At 25.5% G+C, this 16,071-nt stretch carries 13 protein-coding genes, 1 pseudogene and 1 other annotated feature; of the genes and pseudogenes, 12 read left to right on the top strand and 2 right to left on the bottom strand.

The window, feature by feature from the left end; all coding sequences use genetic code 4:
* A pseudogene (locus tag HF996_RS02725) lies at nt 1–1,442 on the top strand (IS3 family transposase).
* Nucleotides 507–593: a sequence feature (ribosomal frameshift element), on the top strand. Its footprint overlaps the pseudogene before it by 87 nt.
* A 78-nt stretch (nt 1,443–1,520) precedes the next feature.
* Here HF996_RS02725 and HF996_RS02720 read toward each other — a convergent pair.
* Nucleotides 1,521–1,838 carry a hypothetical protein gene (locus HF996_RS02720; RefSeq protein WP_168910523.1) on the bottom strand — a complete coding sequence of 106 codons (318 nt, stop codon included), beginning with the start codon at nt 1,836–1,838 and terminating at the stop codon, nt 1,521–1,523.
* 128 nt (nt 1,839–1,966) lie between these two features.
* Here HF996_RS02720 and HF996_RS02715 point away from each other — a divergent pair, with 128 nt between their 5' ends.
* Complete coding sequence (locus HF996_RS02715) at nt 1,967–2,419, top strand: hypothetical protein (RefSeq protein WP_168910522.1); 453 nt, start codon at nt 1,967–1,969, stop codon at nt 2,417–2,419.
* A 128-nt stretch (nt 2,420–2,547) separates the two neighbouring features.
* Here the strand turns inward: HF996_RS02715 and HF996_RS02710 are convergent, their stop codons facing one another.
* On the bottom strand, nt 2,548–4,644 hold the full coding sequence (locus tag HF996_RS02710; protein WP_168910521.1) for a PTS fructose transporter subunit IIABC: 2,097 nt from the start codon (nt 4,642–4,644) through the stop codon (nt 2,548–2,550).
* A gap of 132 nt (nt 4,645–4,776) precedes the next feature.
* Between HF996_RS02710 and leuS the strand changes: the two genes are divergently transcribed.
* Genes leuS through HF996_RS02660 form a run of 10 tightly spaced genes read left to right on the top strand, consistent with a single transcriptional unit; the run spans nt 4,777 to nt 16,043 of the window.
* Nucleotides 4,777–7,143 carry a leucine--tRNA ligase gene (gene leuS / locus HF996_RS02705; RefSeq protein ID WP_168910520.1) on the top strand — a complete coding sequence of 789 codons (2,367 nt, stop codon included), beginning with the start codon at nt 4,777–4,779 and terminating at the stop codon, nt 7,141–7,143.
* Nucleotides 7,144–7,183: 40 nt separating this feature from the next.
* A complete protein-coding gene (locus HF996_RS02700) occupies nt 7,184–9,178 on the top strand; it encodes a DHH family phosphoesterase (protein WP_168910519.1) in 1,995 nt (664 codons plus the stop codon).
* Nucleotides 9,178–9,615, top strand: coding sequence for a 50S ribosomal protein L9 (gene rplI, locus HF996_RS02695; RefSeq protein ID WP_168910518.1), 438 nt, complete (start codon nt 9,178–9,180; stop codon nt 9,613–9,615). The genes HF996_RS02700 and rplI overlap by 1 nt, the downstream gene beginning before the upstream one ends.
* A complete protein-coding gene (gene dnaB / locus HF996_RS02690) occupies nt 9,608–10,981 on the top strand; it encodes a replicative DNA helicase (protein ID WP_168910517.1) in 1,374 nt (457 codons plus the stop codon). The genes rplI and dnaB overlap by 8 nt, the downstream gene beginning before the upstream one ends.
* Nucleotides 10,971–12,215, top strand: coding sequence for a hemolysin family protein (locus HF996_RS02685; RefSeq protein ID WP_168910516.1), 1,245 nt, complete (start codon nt 10,971–10,973; stop codon nt 12,213–12,215). Before dnaB ends, HF996_RS02685 begins: the two co-directional genes overlap by 11 nt.
* Entirely contained in the window at nt 12,208–12,897 is a 690-nt protein-coding gene (locus HF996_RS02680) for a nuclease-related domain-containing protein (RefSeq protein WP_168910515.1), read from the top strand. The genes HF996_RS02685 and HF996_RS02680 overlap by 8 nt, the downstream gene beginning before the upstream one ends.
* Nucleotides 12,887–13,570 (top strand): YgjP-like metallopeptidase domain-containing protein, encoded by a 684-nt coding sequence (locus tag HF996_RS02675; RefSeq protein WP_168910514.1) that lies wholly within the window; start codon nt 12,887–12,889, stop codon nt 13,568–13,570. Before HF996_RS02680 ends, HF996_RS02675 begins: the two co-directional genes overlap by 11 nt.
* On the top strand, nt 13,563–14,765 hold the full coding sequence (gene cysS / locus HF996_RS02670) for a cysteine--tRNA ligase (protein WP_168910513.1): 1,203 nt from the start codon (nt 13,563–13,565) through the stop codon (nt 14,763–14,765). The genes HF996_RS02675 and cysS overlap by 8 nt, the downstream gene beginning before the upstream one ends.
* Before the next feature lie 33 nt (nt 14,766–14,798).
* Nucleotides 14,799–15,476, top strand: coding sequence for a 23S rRNA (guanosine(2251)-2'-O)-methyltransferase RlmB (rlmB, locus tag HF996_RS02665; protein WP_168910512.1), 678 nt, complete (start codon nt 14,799–14,801; stop codon nt 15,474–15,476).
* A gap of 18 nt (nt 15,477–15,494) precedes the next feature.
* Complete coding sequence (locus tag HF996_RS02660) at nt 15,495–16,043, top strand: sigma-70 family RNA polymerase sigma factor (RefSeq protein ID WP_168910511.1); 549 nt, start codon at nt 15,495–15,497, stop codon at nt 16,041–16,043.
* The last annotated feature ends 28 nt before the right edge of the window (nt 16,044–16,071 follow it).

Raw genomic sequence — 16,071 nt, 5'->3', positions numbered from 1 at the left:
TTAGAATTTAAATTAGAATGTGTAAAAAAATATAAAAAGGAATTGAAATTAAAAAGCCCGATTTTGCAAATACAAGTTAAAAAATTTTTTTAAATCAAGTAAATTATTTATAACAAATTAGGAGTTGAAGGACTTAAGAAAAAACCACGAAATAAAAAGTGAACTATAGATCAAAGATTAAACATAGTTAAAAGATTTTTAGCTAGTGAACCAATTGTTAAAATTTCACTTGAAAATAATCTTAATCCAAGTCAAATATCTTTTTGAACCAAAAAATATTTAGAATCAGGGATTAGTGGCTTAGAATTAAACAAAGGAAGACCAATAATGAAATCTAAGATTAATAATAATAAATCTACAAAAATATCAAACAATTCCGATAGTCAAGATCAATCAAATTCTTCATTATCTGTATATGAAGAACTGAAACTTCTTAGAGAAGAACTCAAGCATTTTAAAAAAAGAGAAAAAAACTTTGAAAAAGAAATTAAACTTTTAAAAAAGGAAAATGAAGCACTAAAAAAGTGAAAAGCCTTGGTAGAGATCTTTGACTCAAATCAACCAAGGCAAGAAAAAATAAAAAACATTTATAATATAGTAAAAGCTGACAAAAACCTTCGCTTAACTCAAGTATTAAAAGAGTTTTCTATTCCTATATCTACTTTTTATTATGAACTCAAAAAAGAAGATTTTGACAAGAAAAATGAAGAAATTATAAGCCAAATGAAGCTTATTTTTAAAGAAAATAAAGCAAGATATGGAAAAAGAAGAATAAAAGCTGAACTTAATAATAGAGGCTATAAAATTGGAATTAAAAAAGTTCGCAGATTAATGGCAAAATTCAATCTCAAAGCAATTTGTTCTGAAGAAAATACAAATCTTACAAAGGAAGTGTTGGCAAAATTGTAGACAATATTTTAAATAGAAATTTTGTCGCAACTCAACCAAATCAAAAATGAACTACAGACATAACAGAATTTAGCGGACCATTTGGAAAAGCATATTTATCACCAATTTTAGATATGTTTAAAGGTGAAGTTATTGCTTGAGATTTGTCTACAAGCGCTAACAACCAACAAATTAGAAAAATGCTTCAAAAAGCATTTTCAAAACACAAAAATCTTGAAGGTTTAATTTTTCACAGTGATCAAGGTTGACAGTATCAACATAGACAATTCTCAGAAAAATTAAAACAAAAAGGAATAATTCAGTCCATGTCCCGAAAAGGAAATTGTTTAGATAATAGCGTTATTGAATCGTTTTTTGGAACATTAAAAAGAGAATGTTTTTATGGTCGCGAAAAAGAATTTTTAACTTTTAAACAACTTCACAAAGCAATTGCAAATTATATTTATTATTACAATCACAAACGAATTAAAGACAAAATAAAATGAATGTCTCCTATTAAGTTTAGGGAAACATTCATTTCAAATTATAATTAATTAAAACACTCAAAAATTTTTTGAAGAAAAGGGTACCACCTCACAATTAATGCTTTGTTTTTTTAAATAAATTTACAATTAGTTAGCGATGTTGTATAGAGTTTTTAATGTTATTTTAGTTGCTTCTAGTTGTTGAATTATTGCAGCTCTTTCTTCTTTTGAAAGTGAAGATCATGTAGATCTTTGGCTTTTGATTTGGTTTCTGTATGTTTGTATTTGAGTATTAAGTGCTTGTTTAAGTTGTTCATTACCGCTTTTATCTAATTGAGTTTGAAGTACATTAATAATTTCATCAAATTTAGTTTCTATTTCATCTTTTTGTGAACAAGAAAGTAAAATAAGTGATGGTGTTGCTATTGTTGCAATAGCACCTAAATAAGTAATAATTTTTTTCATAGTTGTCGTATTATATGCTTTTTTTTTTTTTTTTTGATTTTGTAGCAAAAAATCGAAATTTAAATAATTTTTTATTCAAATTATGCAAATTCAAGACATTTTAAAACGATTTGATATAATTAAATACTATGATTTTAGATAATGAAGATAATTTATATCAGACTATTAAGAATATAAGAAAATTCAAGTTAATAAGTATCATTATATTTATTATAGGTTCTATTTTTTTAATTATTTCACGTGCTTCTTCACCTGATAATATAGCTTTAATTATTATTTTAATATTGTTGGTTATAGGCTTTTTAGTAGTTTGAATTTTATTATTAGTAAACATTAAAAACTTGCTTAATTTAATACAAATCTATGTTGTTTCAGGAAACAATGATACAAAGACTTTAATACTTTATGACATACAAAAAGATCTTCGTTTTTCTTATTATAGTTTAATTTGAGGAGTTATTTTTATTTGATCTATTATTGCATTTATATTTGTAATAATTGGTCTTGTAAAACTTTCAAATTCTAAAAAATTAATTCTTTATTATTATCAAAAGCAACAATATGATCAATCAACCGAATAATACAATAATCACACTTTGTTATTCATGCTTTTAAGTAGTTTTGATTTTTAAAATTTAAAAATAATTAATGATTAAAAAAACCAGTTTCTAATTAATTAGAAACTGGTTTTTTTAATGAGTAAAATTTTCTATTTTGCTTCTTTTTTGAAGATATTTTTAAAATCTCAACCTGTTTTTTGTATTTTTGAAAAGAATCAAATACAAAATGCGTGAGTAATAGTTCCCAGTATTAATACCAAGATTCAGAACAAAATTCCTAAACCAATTTGTGCTCCTGCAGATTCAACTAAATTTGTTCTTGCTAAAAAGACAACAAATATTCCACCATGAGGAGCGATGATATTGATTCCTAATAAAGCTGAGGTAATTCCTGTTACAATACCTGCAATTATATTAGAAGGAAAAAGCACTTTTGGTTTGTTGGCTGTATAAGGAATAGCTCCTTCTGATATAAAGGAAAGACCAAAAATTATATTTGAAATTTTTCCAGCATTTATTTGCTCTTCTGTTCATAATTTTTTATTTACAAACATTGAAAGAGATATTCCTAATGGAGGAATCATTCCAGCTAACATAGCAGCTGCCATTGAAATAGAAGAAGCCCCTTTTTGTGAAACTGTAAATGTTGCAAAAATATAAGCTGCTTTGTTTACAGGTCCTCCTAAATCAAATGCCATCATTGCTCCAATTACAAGACCTAGAAGTCATACTAAGTAAGTTTTAGATTCTAGAATTGATAAGAAAATAGTAAGACCAAAATTAACATAAATTAAAATGATATTTAATGCTCAAAATAATAAGGCAATTGTAAAAGTTGCTAATAAAGGAATTAGTAAAATATTTTTAATACCTTGTAAATTTTTTGACAATCCTTTTAAAATGAAGTTATTAAAAACAATAACCATAGTAGCAGCAAAAAATCCACCAAAAATTGCCCCAATGAAGCCAGAACCAGTAGATAAAATACTATCTGGTGTTAATTCATATGAATTTTCTAACGTTGAAGCTAAAAACGAATATGAGCCAGCTAATTGTCCGCTTGCAATTGCTCCAATTACAAAACCCGGAAGTAAGCCTTGTCTTCCTACAAGAGAAAAACTAATAAAAGCAGCTAGAATTGAAACTGCCAAAGACATTCCGATTTTTCCAATACTCAAAATTAAGTTGGAAAATGCATAATTGCTACCAAATGATTTTAAAAACTCAGGGGCATCTAAATTTCTTCCATAAGATGCACCAATGATTAAATCTAAGATAAAAGCAAAAGCAATTATAATTCCACCAAAAACTATAAATGGTAGCATATATGAAATACCTGATAATAAAGATCTATACATTCTTTTATGAAAATCTACAAAAGACATTTGTGCTTCATTTTCTACAGATTTTTCTTTGTTTTCTGAAGCAATTTTTAATTGTTTTCCTTTATTTTCAAGTACTTTTTGAATTTGTTCTTTTGCATTATGAATAGCTTTTTTAGCTGAAATTTCCAATACATTATCAAGATGTACAAATCTAGATTTATCAATTTCTCTATCACTTGCAATAATTAAACCTTTTGCACTTTTAAGTTCGAAATTAGTTAATTTATTTTGAATACCATCAGCACCTTGAGTTTCTACTTTGATGTTTATTCCCAATTCCTTTGCTGCCTCTTCTAAATTAGTTTTTGCTAAATATGTATGAGCAATACCTGTTGGGCAAGAAGTAACAGCAACAATGTCAATTTTTTTGTTCAAATTTTCTTCTTTTTCTTCTTTCTCTTCTTCAGAAAATGAATTAATTAAAGCTAAAAATTCTTCTTGTGATTGTACATTTTCTAACTGAATTAAAAACTCTTGTTGCATATACATTTTAGACAGAGCTTCAATTATTTGAATATGTAATGAAGCTTCTTGTTCATCATTTAAGGCAATAGCAAAAATAAATTTAACAGGTTCTTCATTTTCTTTATTATTTCAACTAATTTCTTTTTTATTTTTAATAAAAACTATTGAATTTTTGACAACATTTTTGTCTCTAATATGAGGCATTGCAATAAAATCACCTAAATAGGTTGAAACTTGCTCTTCTCTTTTAGTAAATTCAGAGAATGTTGTTGAAAAATTTTCAATAAATTTTAAAGATTTTAATTTTTTGCCCAGAAAATAAAGTGCTTCATTTTTGTTCTTTATTTCTTCATTAATAAAAATTAAATCTTTGTTAAAAAAATTTTGAATTTTCATTTTTTCCTTTCTTTTTCAACTAAAAATTATACTTTTTTAATGTTTTATAAATAATAATTTTTTTAATTAATCAAGCCATAAAAAAACGCATAAACTTATATAAAAATAAAAATATAGTAAAATTTTAAAACTATGTATGATCATCTAAAAATAGAACAAAAATGACAAAAATATTGACAAGAAAATAAAGTATTTCAAACCACAGACAAACATAATCAAAAATTTTACGTTCTTGATATGTTTCCATATCCATCAGGAGCAGGTTTGCATATTGGGCATCCCTTAGGTTATACTGCTACTGACATTGTTGCTAGATTTAAAAGATTAAATAGCTTTGATGTTCTTCATCCAATTGGTTGAGATGCTTTTGGTTTACCAGCAGAACAGTATGCATTAAACACAGGAAATCACCCAGCAAAATTTACTCAAGAGAATATTAAAAACTTCAAAAAACAGTTAGTATCTCTTGGTTTTTCTTATGATTGAGATAAAGAAGTAGATACTACCAATCCTTTGTTTTATGAACAAACTCAGAAAATTTTTGCTTTATTATACAAGCATAATTTGGCAGAAATTCGAAATGTGGAAGTAAATTGATGTCCTGAGTTAGCAACAGTTTTAGCCAATGAAGAAGTGCTTGTAAACGAAGAAGGACAATTAGTAAGTGAACGTGGTGGTTTTTTAGTATATCCTAAAAAAATGAAGCAATGAGTTCTTAAAATTACTAAGTATGCAAATAGATTATTAAAAGACTTGGATTTAGTGAATTTTCCTTCTTCTTTAAAGGCTTTACAAGAAAATTGAATAGGAAGATCTTTAGGTTGAAATGTTGAATTCTTAATAGATAATTCAAGTAAAAAAATCAATATTTTCACAACAAGATTAGAAACTATTTTTGGTGCTACATTTTTAGCTATTTCTCCAAATCACTGATTAGCAGAAGAGCTAGCAAAGAAAAATGAAGAAATAAAAGTATTTGTTGAAAATTTTGCAGCTAGAGAAAAACAAAAAAACAATGCAAAAACAGGAATAAACACTAATTTATTCGCAATAAATCCTGTAAACAACAAAAAAATTCCTATTTTTATTTGTGATTATGTAATTGCTAATTATCAAACTGGTGCACTAATGGGTGTGCCAGCTCATGATGAAAGAGATAAAGACTTTGCTTTGTTACATAACATTAATTTTATTGAAGTTATTAATAACAAAGATAAATTAATAAATTCCAATCAATATAATGGTTTAACTATTAAGCAAGCAAGAGCTCATATCCATTTTGACTTGAAAAATGAAGGAAAATCAAGACAAGTTGAAGCTTTTAAAATAAAAGATTGAGTATTTTCTAGACAAAGATATTGAGGAGAACCCTTTCCAATTTACTTTGATGAAGAAGGAAAAATTTATTTAGAAGAAAAATTAGTAGAGCTTCCTTATATGGAAAATATTACTCCTTCAGGTGATGGACAATCTCCTTTAGCAAACAATAAATCTTGAGTTTTCTTTGAAAAAGAAGGCAAAAAATATAGAAGAGAAACTAATACAATGCCTCAGTGAGCTGGTTCATCTTGATATTTTTTAGCTTACATTTTAAAAAATCCTGATGGAACTTATTTAGATATAGAGTCTAAAGAAGCATACAAAAGATTTGAAAAATGAATGCCGGTAGATTTATATATTGGTGGACAAGAACATGCTGTAGGACACTTAATTTATTCTCGTTTTTGATATAAATTTTTATATGACTTAAAATTAGTTCCTACAAAAGAACCGTTTTATAAAGTAGTAAATCAAGGAATGATTTTAGGAACTGATGGTCAAAAAATGTCCAAATCTAAGGGAAACATAATTAATCCAAATGATGTTATTGATCAATTCGGTGCCGATTCTTTAAGGCTTTATTTAATGTTTATGTCACCACTTACAGATACAAAAGCTTGAAGTGTAGAAGGAATTCAAGGCATTAAAAAATGAGTGGATAGAATAGTAAGAATTATGCAAAAATCCTTCATTTTTGAAGCAAATTATTCAAATCCAGAGTTTGAATCTGTGTATCACCAAAGCATTAAAGAAATTACAGAAAACATAGAATCACTTAAATATAACATTGCAATTTCTAAAATGATGGTCTATATCAACAGCCTTTATAAACAAGAAATTTTAAATTCAAAAAAATATTTAGTTGATTTTTTAATTATGTTTTCTACTTTTGCTCCACACATTTCAGAAGAACTATTAAGTCAGCTTGGCGAAAAGCCAATTCATTTACAAAAATGACCAAGTTTTGATGAAACAAAAATTTTACAAAATACTATTAACATCGCAGTTCAAGTAAACGGAAAATTAAGAGCTGTAATAGAAAAATTAGATACAGATACTAAAGAAGACATTTTACAAAAAGCAAAAAATAACGAAAATGTCTTAAAATATATAGAAAATAAAGTAATTATCAAAGAAATTTACGTAGAAAATAAAATTGTTACTTTGGTAGTAAAATAATATTAATTCCATAAAATTAATATAAAAATGAAGGAAAAATATGAAAATTTCAAAAAATTGATTATTTTTATTTTTAGCAGTTTTTCCTATTTTAATAATTTGATTTGTTCTGCTTATTTTTTATAAATCAGAAATTACAAACTCTGCTTTTTTTACAATATTAATATTTTTAATTTTGATATTAATTGGAATTTTTTTCATAGTTATCTTTTATTTTTATAAAAGATCAATTAATGTTAACAACTTTTTTTATAAGCATTTTGAAAACGTTTTATCAGAAAATGGAATGGGAGTTGTTGTTTTTTCAACAGATGGAAAAATAGTTTGAGCTTCAGAATATATTCTTAATCTGTATCAAAAAACTTTAATAGGTAAACCAGTTGATGTTTTATTTGAAGGTGAAAATTATCGAAATTTCTTCTTATTACCTTCTAAATTTAATTTTTCAATGGGAGATAATCATTTAAGTGTTCAAATTAATACATCTAATAATTGGCTATCAATTAGAGACATTACTTTGCTCGATTCCATTACATCAAAATACAACGATGATTCTTGAGTAATTGGTGAAATTGAGTTTGATAATTTTCAAGTTTTTTCTTCTATATTAAACGAAGATGAAATGTTCTCAATTCAAAACAAAATCAATGTCTTTTTTGAAAACTTGTTGCTTGAATATGATTTTACTTATAGGCAATATATCAATGGTAAATTTTTAATAGTTTTAAATTATGCTACTTTTCAAGAATGGCAACAATATAATTTTGATATTTTCCAAAAACATCTTGTAGAAAAAACACAAATTGAATCAAATACTAATCTAAATATAACTATTTCAACTGGATTTGCTTTCGGAATCAAGGATTTTAAGATCTTAAACAAGCTAGCAAAAGAAGCTCTTAACTTTTCAAAAACAAGAGGAGGAAATCAAACCACTATAATAAAATACGGTTTTAAACCTTTTTCTTATGGTAGAAATAGCCAAATTAGTGTTACTACTTCAAGAACTAATTTAAATTATGTTTCTAAAAAATTACTTAAAAAGCTAGCTTCAGAAGATATTAAAAAAATAATTTTATATGGACATATAAACGCAGATTTAGATGCTTTAGGTGCAGCTTATGCTTTAGGTTGGTTTTTAGTAGATTATGCCAAAAGAGAATTTAAGCTTTATAATAAAGACTTTTATATTCAAAATGATACTTTTGATGCAACAGTTAGAAGATTTTTAAGTCTTCAAAAAGATAAGATTGACAAGAAGATTTTTATCAAGCCAAAAAAAGCTACACTATTAAATGATTCAAATACTTTAGTTATCCTGCTTGATACAGCAGAAAAAGCTAGAATTGAAAATCCTGATGCCTTTAAAAACATCAACAAAGACAACATATTTATTTTTGATCATCATGGAGTTACTTCAGGAAAACCAGATTTTTTAACTTATGGTAACGATTATATTGACACTTTAGCTTCATCAACTTGTGAAATCATTACAGAATTTATTGCCTTAAATTCTTATGATGATAAAAACATTCCACCAATCGTTGCACAAATGCTTTTAAATGGTATTTATATGGACACAGTACAGTTTAAAAAATCATCATCATCTAAAACTTTTAATGCAGCAAGTATTTTATCTAATTGAGGTGCATCAGCAGAAGAAGCTATTAATATTTTAAAAATTTCCGAGGAAGATTTTACTATAATTAATGAGGTAATTAAGAATTTAGAAGAAGTAAAACCAGGATATTTTTTAGCAGCTATTGATAAACCAATTGAATCAGATTTAATTTCAATAGCAACAGATTATTTATTAAATATTTATAAAAGAAAAGCAGTTTTTGTAATAGCTAAATTACCAAATGCAAATGTTTATAAAATGTCTGCTAGATCACTTCCAGATACGAATGTACAACACATAGCAGAATTAGTAGGAGGTGGAGGACATTTTTCAGCAGCAGCAGCTCAATCAACCTCAGAAAGTTTTTTAGAATTTAAAGACAACGTCATAAATGCAATAACAGGGAGAAAATAATGAAAGTAATATTAATTAAAGACTCAAAAGATGGAAAAGCAAATACAGTAATTGAAGTAAGTCCAGGATATGCTTCAAATTACTTATTTAAAAACAAAATCGCAGTTCCTTATGTAGAAGAACACATCAAAGCATTAGACCAAAGACAAAATGAAATTGCAAAGAAAAAAGAAGAAAAACATCAACAAGATCTTCTTTTAAAAGAACAAATTCAAGCTCTTATTTTAGAATTTAAATTAAAATTTACAAATGACCAACCACATGGTTCAATTTCTACAAAACAAGTATTTAAAGCGCTTGAAGAAAAAGGTTTACACCTTGAAAAACATACAGTAGAAAAAGTGCATATTACCTCTTTAGGACTTACAATTTTAAAAGTTAAATTATCACATGAAGTAAGTGCTAACTTGAGAATAAAGGTTCTAAAAGATGAGTAAATATTCTAGGCTATCAGAACCAGATCTTGAACAGAAAATAATATCTTATATTTTATATTATCCTAATGAATGAATTAATATAGTTAATTATTTATCTATAGAAGATTTTAGTGTGCCTAAATTACGAATTATCTTCGAAGCCTTGTCAAATTTGATGGAAAATTCAAGAACTTTTGATACAAATTTACTAATAAATGAACTAACAAGAACTAATAAATTAGAACAAGCTGGTGGTGAAAAATACATTTTAGAACTTTCACTCGATGAATATCTTGTTGACATTGAAATCATTGAGTATATTAAAAAAATTTCTGAGGCTACTAAATTAAGAAAAATAACTGAAGTTTTTCGCCAATCTGAAAAAGAAATTTTACAAGGAAACAAACCTAGTGAAGAAATAATCGATGAATTTCAAGACCAAATGAATCAAATTGTTTCTATTAATGCTAAACACGATTTTGATAATGTAGCAAAAGTTGCTGAAGAACTTTTACTAACTTTACGTCACCAACAAAATAGTTTAGACCTTAAAGGAATCACTACAGGATTTGAAGAATTAAATAGAAAAACCTCTGGTTTTCAAAAAGGTGATTTAATAATTTTAGCTGCTCGTCCTTCTATGGGAAAAACTGCTTTTGCTTTAAATTTAGCTAAAAATGCTTGTGATGCGAAGAAAAATGTAGTATTTTTCTCTTTAGAAATGTCTTCACAGCAATTAGTTACTCGTTTATTATCATTAGAAACTATGATTGATGCTAATTTGTTCAAAGACCCTCGTTATATAAACAAAGAACAGTGAATTAGAATAAGTAGTGCGATTGATAACAAAATCAACAATTACAATCTCTTGATCGAAGATTCAGGAACTATTAAACTAAACGAGATGATTTGAAAATTGCAAAGATTAAAAAGAAAAAAAGAAGAAATTGATTTAATTATCATCGATTATCTCCAACTTATTAACTACAGCTCTAATTCTAGAAATGAAAGCAGACAAGTAGAAGTGTCTATAATTTCAAGGAAATTAAAGCAATTAGCTCGTGAATTAGATACACCAATTATTGCGCTTTCACAACTTTCAAGAGAGGTTGAAAAAAGAGAGAAAAAGATTCCACAACTTTCAGATTTAAGAGAATCTGGTTCTATAGAACAAGATGCTGACATTGTTATGTTTTTATATCGTGATAATTACTATACCAAACAACTTCCACCTTCTGAAGTTCAAGATTCTACTCTTATAATTGCAAAACATAGAAATGGAGCTATTGGTTCAATAACAATGAAATTTGATCCTTCAAATGGAAATTTCTTTGAAAAAGAATACAACGAAGATTCTAACTATAACAAGGATGATTATGGAGAGTAGTTATTTAATAGTTTTAATTATTCTTAATTTACTTTTAGTTATTTTTTCTGCTTTATTTTCTGCTTCAGAAACAGCATACGCTAGTGTTTCTAAAGCTAAATTAGAAGAGAATTTAAAAACAGAATCAATAGTAAAAAGATCAATTCTACATAAGTTTTATAATTTTTCACAAACCTTTACAGTTATACTAATTTGTAATAATATAGTAAACATAGGTTTATCCATCGTTTTGTCAACACTTTTAGGTGCATTTATCACTTATGAATCTTTGAGACTGATAGTTTCTATTTTAGTAACAACACCAATAATAGTTTTATTTGGTGAACTTTTTCCAAAGTTAATAGCAAGAAAACACCCGATTAAGTTTTTAAGATTTTCTTGAATAATAATTGCAGTTTTTTACTATTTGTTTTATCCAATAACATTTGTTTTAGCTAAGATTTTTAAAGAAAATGCAATAACCAATACTGAAAAAGAACTCAAAAAAATAATTGAACAAGGAAAACATGAAGGCGTGCTTGAAAAAGAAGAATCTGACCTTGCAATTAAAGCATTAGATTTTGACTCTATCAAGACAATCAACTGTTTTACACCAATAAAAGATGTTGTTTTTGTTGATTATAATATGAATTTATCAGAAATTCTTGATATCTTTAAAGAGTCAAGATTTTCAAGGATTCCTGTTAGAAAAAAAGGAAAATTTATAGGAATTTTACTCATCAAAGATCTTTTCTTTTTAAAGGATTTTCAAATAGATGATTATATAATTCAAGTACCTTTTTTATCGGCAAATGACTTGTTAAAAAACAACTATGAAAAGCTTAAAAAGAGTAAATCACAATTTGGTTTTATTAAAAAAACTAAAAAATCAGAAAACATAATAGGAATTATTACTCTAGAAGATATCCTTGAAACATTAGTAGGTCCTATTTACGATGAATACGATTTTCGAGATGGTTTAGAATATTATCAAATTTCTGAAGATTCTATTATAGTAAATAACAGAACAAAAATTACTACAATAAACGAACAACTTGAAGTTAATTTAGAATCATCTTTTAATACTATAGATCTTTGGTTAGAACATCATAGTAAACAAAAATTAATTAAAAGTTTGAAATTCAAATATGAACAAAATGAACTAAATTACGATCTTTACTTTAAAATTCTTGATAAATCACACAATGTACTTGAAATTCAAATTACAAAGAAAATGAAGGAAAATGATGGATAATCAAACTGGTTTTATTCTTGGTAGTACATTGGGTTTGTTGTCTTTATTAATATTTTTTTTAATTTTTTTATTCTTCAGATTCAAAGCACTTCAAACCAAAATTCTAAAGAAAAATAAAGGAAAAGAGTATGAAAAACAAGTAAATGAAAAGCTACTACAATGAGCTATTAATAATCAAAGTTTTTTCATTAATTCTTCAATATTAAAAAAAGATAATTTATTATTTGAAGTTGATAGTATTTTAATTACTAAAAAAGCTGTAATTGTAATTGAAATCAAGTCATTAAATGGCTTTATTAAAGGTGATTTTTACTCAAATTATTGAACCAAAACCAGCTTTAATCATCAATTAAAAATTTACAGTCCAGTATTTCAAAATAAAATGCATATAATTAAGCTACAAAAACTTTTGAATATGCCTGTTCCTTTTCTTTCTTTAATTATTTTTTCTTCAAAAACAAAGTCTTTAGATATCACTAACTACTTTGATTATCAAGATGATACACTAATGACTTTTGAATCAGATATGATGTTTAAATTGGACTTACTTATGCAACAACACACTAATTATGAAATTAGTATATTAGATCAAAAACGAATTTTTTATTCCATTGAACAATGTATTGATAATTCCAAAACTAATCTTAAAAAAATTAAAAAAAGTATAAAAAATGAACAATAATTTTAGCTACATTCACAATGGAAAACACTATGAAGTTGTTGTTGTGCAAAAAAAATATAAAAACCTTAAATTTAGTGTTCGTTTAGAACAAGGAAAATTAAAAGTTTATACAAATTTTCCTTTGAATAAAATTCAAGAAAATTTGTTGATTTTAAAGCCTAAAATTGATCATTTACTTGAGAATGCTTCCAATGTTAGTCCAATTAATTTACAAGAAAAATACTTTTATTTTTTAGGTCAAAAATATGATTTTGATTTAGTAAAAACTAATAATGAATATTATTTATATGCAAAAAATTTTGTTTTTAAGATTAAATCACACAACAAAAACACATTAAAATTACAAATTATTGATAATATCAACAAAAAACTTTTAGAATATATAAAAACAAGAATATCATACTGAGTACAAATAATGCATACTCCTGATTTTGAAGTAATTTTGCGTGATAAAACAAGCACTTGGGCAACTAATCACATAACAAAAAGAAAAATTTATTTTTCAAAAAAATTATTCCCATTTAGTAGAAATACAATTGACTACATTATTGTTCACGAACTAACGCATTATTACCAAACAAATCACAGTCAAAAATTTTGAAGCATAGTAGCAAAATATAAACCAGATTATTTAGAAATTAAAAGAAAATTAAAGAAGAACCAATATGACTAAAAAAGAAAACATTTACGTTTGTGGACCTACAGTTTACGATTATATTCACATCGGAAACTTACGACCTATTTTAACTATTGATATTTTAAACAGAGTTAAAAAATACTTTAAATATGAAGTATTTTTTCTCCATAACATAACTAATATTGATGACAAAATTATCCAAAAAGCTTTAAAAGAAAACACAACAGAGAGTAAAATTTCTGAATTTTATTATAAAGATTATATAAAGAAGTTAAAAATTTTTAACATAGAAAAACCAACAAAAATTGTAAAAGTCACAAATGAGTTAAATACTATTAAAAATTACATTTATTTGCTTCAAAATCAAGGATTTACCTATCAAGAAAATGATGATTTATATTTTGATACTTCTAAAGTAAAAAATTATGGAAATATTTCAGGACAAAACATAGAAGCTTTAAAATCTTCTTCAAAAACAAAGCATAAATCCAAAGCAAACGATTTTGTTTTATGAAAAAAAACTACTGAAGGTATTAAATATTTTTCAAAATTAGGTTTAGGTCGTCCAGGTTGACACACAGAATGTTCAGCTTTAATTTATAAGTATTTTAATAAACAAACAATAGATATTCACTCAGGGGGAATTGATTTAATTTTTCCTCATCATGAAAATGAAAATGCTCAACATTTTGCTTTAACTAAGAAGCCTATTACAAAAAAATGAGTTCATGTTGGACAAATAAAAATTAACAACGAAAAGATGTCTAAATCATTAAATAATGTTTTTTTAGTAGATGAGTTTTTAAAACAATATAGTCCTGATATTTATCGCCACATTTTATTAACTAGTTCGATTTCAGGTCCTATAAATTTAACAACAGAATTATTAGAAGCTAACAAAAACAAGATAATTCAATACAAAAAAGCTTATTTTGAACATTTATTAAAACCTAAAAAAGTCTATAAAAATATAGTAAATCCAATTTTGAAGTTATTTTTAGAATCTAGTTTTGCTCAAGCAAATAAAGAATTAAATTTGCTTCTTAAAAATAAAGACTTTGCAAATTTATCCTTTATTTTAAAGACTTTAGGCTTTATTTTTGTACAAAAAACATTGACTAAAACAGATGAATTATTAGTTGCTAGATGAGAAAAATTAAAAGCACAAGAAAATTACCAACAAGCAGACAAAATTAGAGAAAAACTATGAAAAAAGTTCATTTTTTCCTAAATTTTTACATTTTATAAAAGAGGTTATCAAATTATGGTTAAATACATTTGCGGCAAGAATTCTTTGTTAGACGCGATAAAAAACAATATACCAATCAAAAAAATTTATTTAGCAAAACCTTTAGTTGATATAGATTTAAAAAAATTTGAAGTAAAAATAGTAGAAAAAACTTTTTTAGACAAATTAGCAAAAGGAATAAACCATCAAGGTTTTGTTGCTGAAGTAGAAAATGTTAAATATTTCCCTATCGAGTCTATATTTAAAGATAATCCCGAAAGGATTTTGATTTTAGATCATATTCAAGACAATCATAATTTAGGAGCAATTATTCGAAGCGCAAACGCAGCAGGAATAAAACATATTATTTTGCCAAAAGATAATTGCGCCAAAATTAATGAAACCGTAATTCGAATATCATCAGGCGGATTTGTAGGGATTAAATTTGTACAAGTAAATTCATTATTAGCAACCATTGACAAGTTAAAAAAACGTAATTTTTGAATATATTCTTCAGCTCTTACAAAACAAGCCAAATCAATAGAAACTATTAATTTTAATCTTCCAACAGCTATTGTTTTAGGTTCTGAAGCTAAAGGTGTTTCCAAATCTTTATTAAATCAATCTGATGAAACCTTTTATATTCCAATGCAAGGAACTGTTCAGTCTTTGAATGTTTCAGTAGCGGCAGGAATTATTCTTTTTAAAAAGTAGGAGGTGAAATCAAGGTTTTTGAACACAAAACGAAGAAATAAAATAATTTCCAAAACTTACTATCAGCATAAAGAAATTTTTACAATTTGTGCTAAAAACGTAATTAGACTTTTTAATAATGTACCTTTAAATTTAGATGATTTAATAAATTACAGTCTTTTCTATTTGCCTCAAATAGTAGAAGACTATGATAAAAAATTTAACCATTGTTATGAAAAATACTTGTTTTATAAAGTAAAATATTTAATGATTAATTATTGTAAAAAATTTACTACAAAGTCACATCAAGTTTTAAATTTAGCTTTAAATTATACATTTGAAGAAATAGAAATAGAAGATCCAAATTCCACTATTTTTTTAAACAACTTCAATTATCAAGAAGAACCTAAAGAGTGACTACAGACAAAATTTCAAATTAAAGATGATTTAGAACTTAGCGTTTTAGTATATTATTTTTTTGAAGGCTTTAAAACTAAACAAATTTCTTTAAAAACTAATATGAGTTCGTTTAAAATAAATAATATTTTAAAAAAATTTGAAAAGAAAATTCAAGCTTATGTATTATAATTTTATAACTTAATTTTTTTTGTTATAA

The organism is Mycoplasma sp. 1654_15, assembly GCF_012516495.1.
In the GTDB taxonomy this organism is placed as follows: Bacteria; Bacillota_I; Bacilli_A; order Mycoplasmatales; family Metamycoplasmataceae; genus Mesomycoplasma.
The sequence above is the reverse complement of the archived record's forward strand: the minus strand, read 5'-3'. Positions and strand labels throughout refer to the sequence as shown.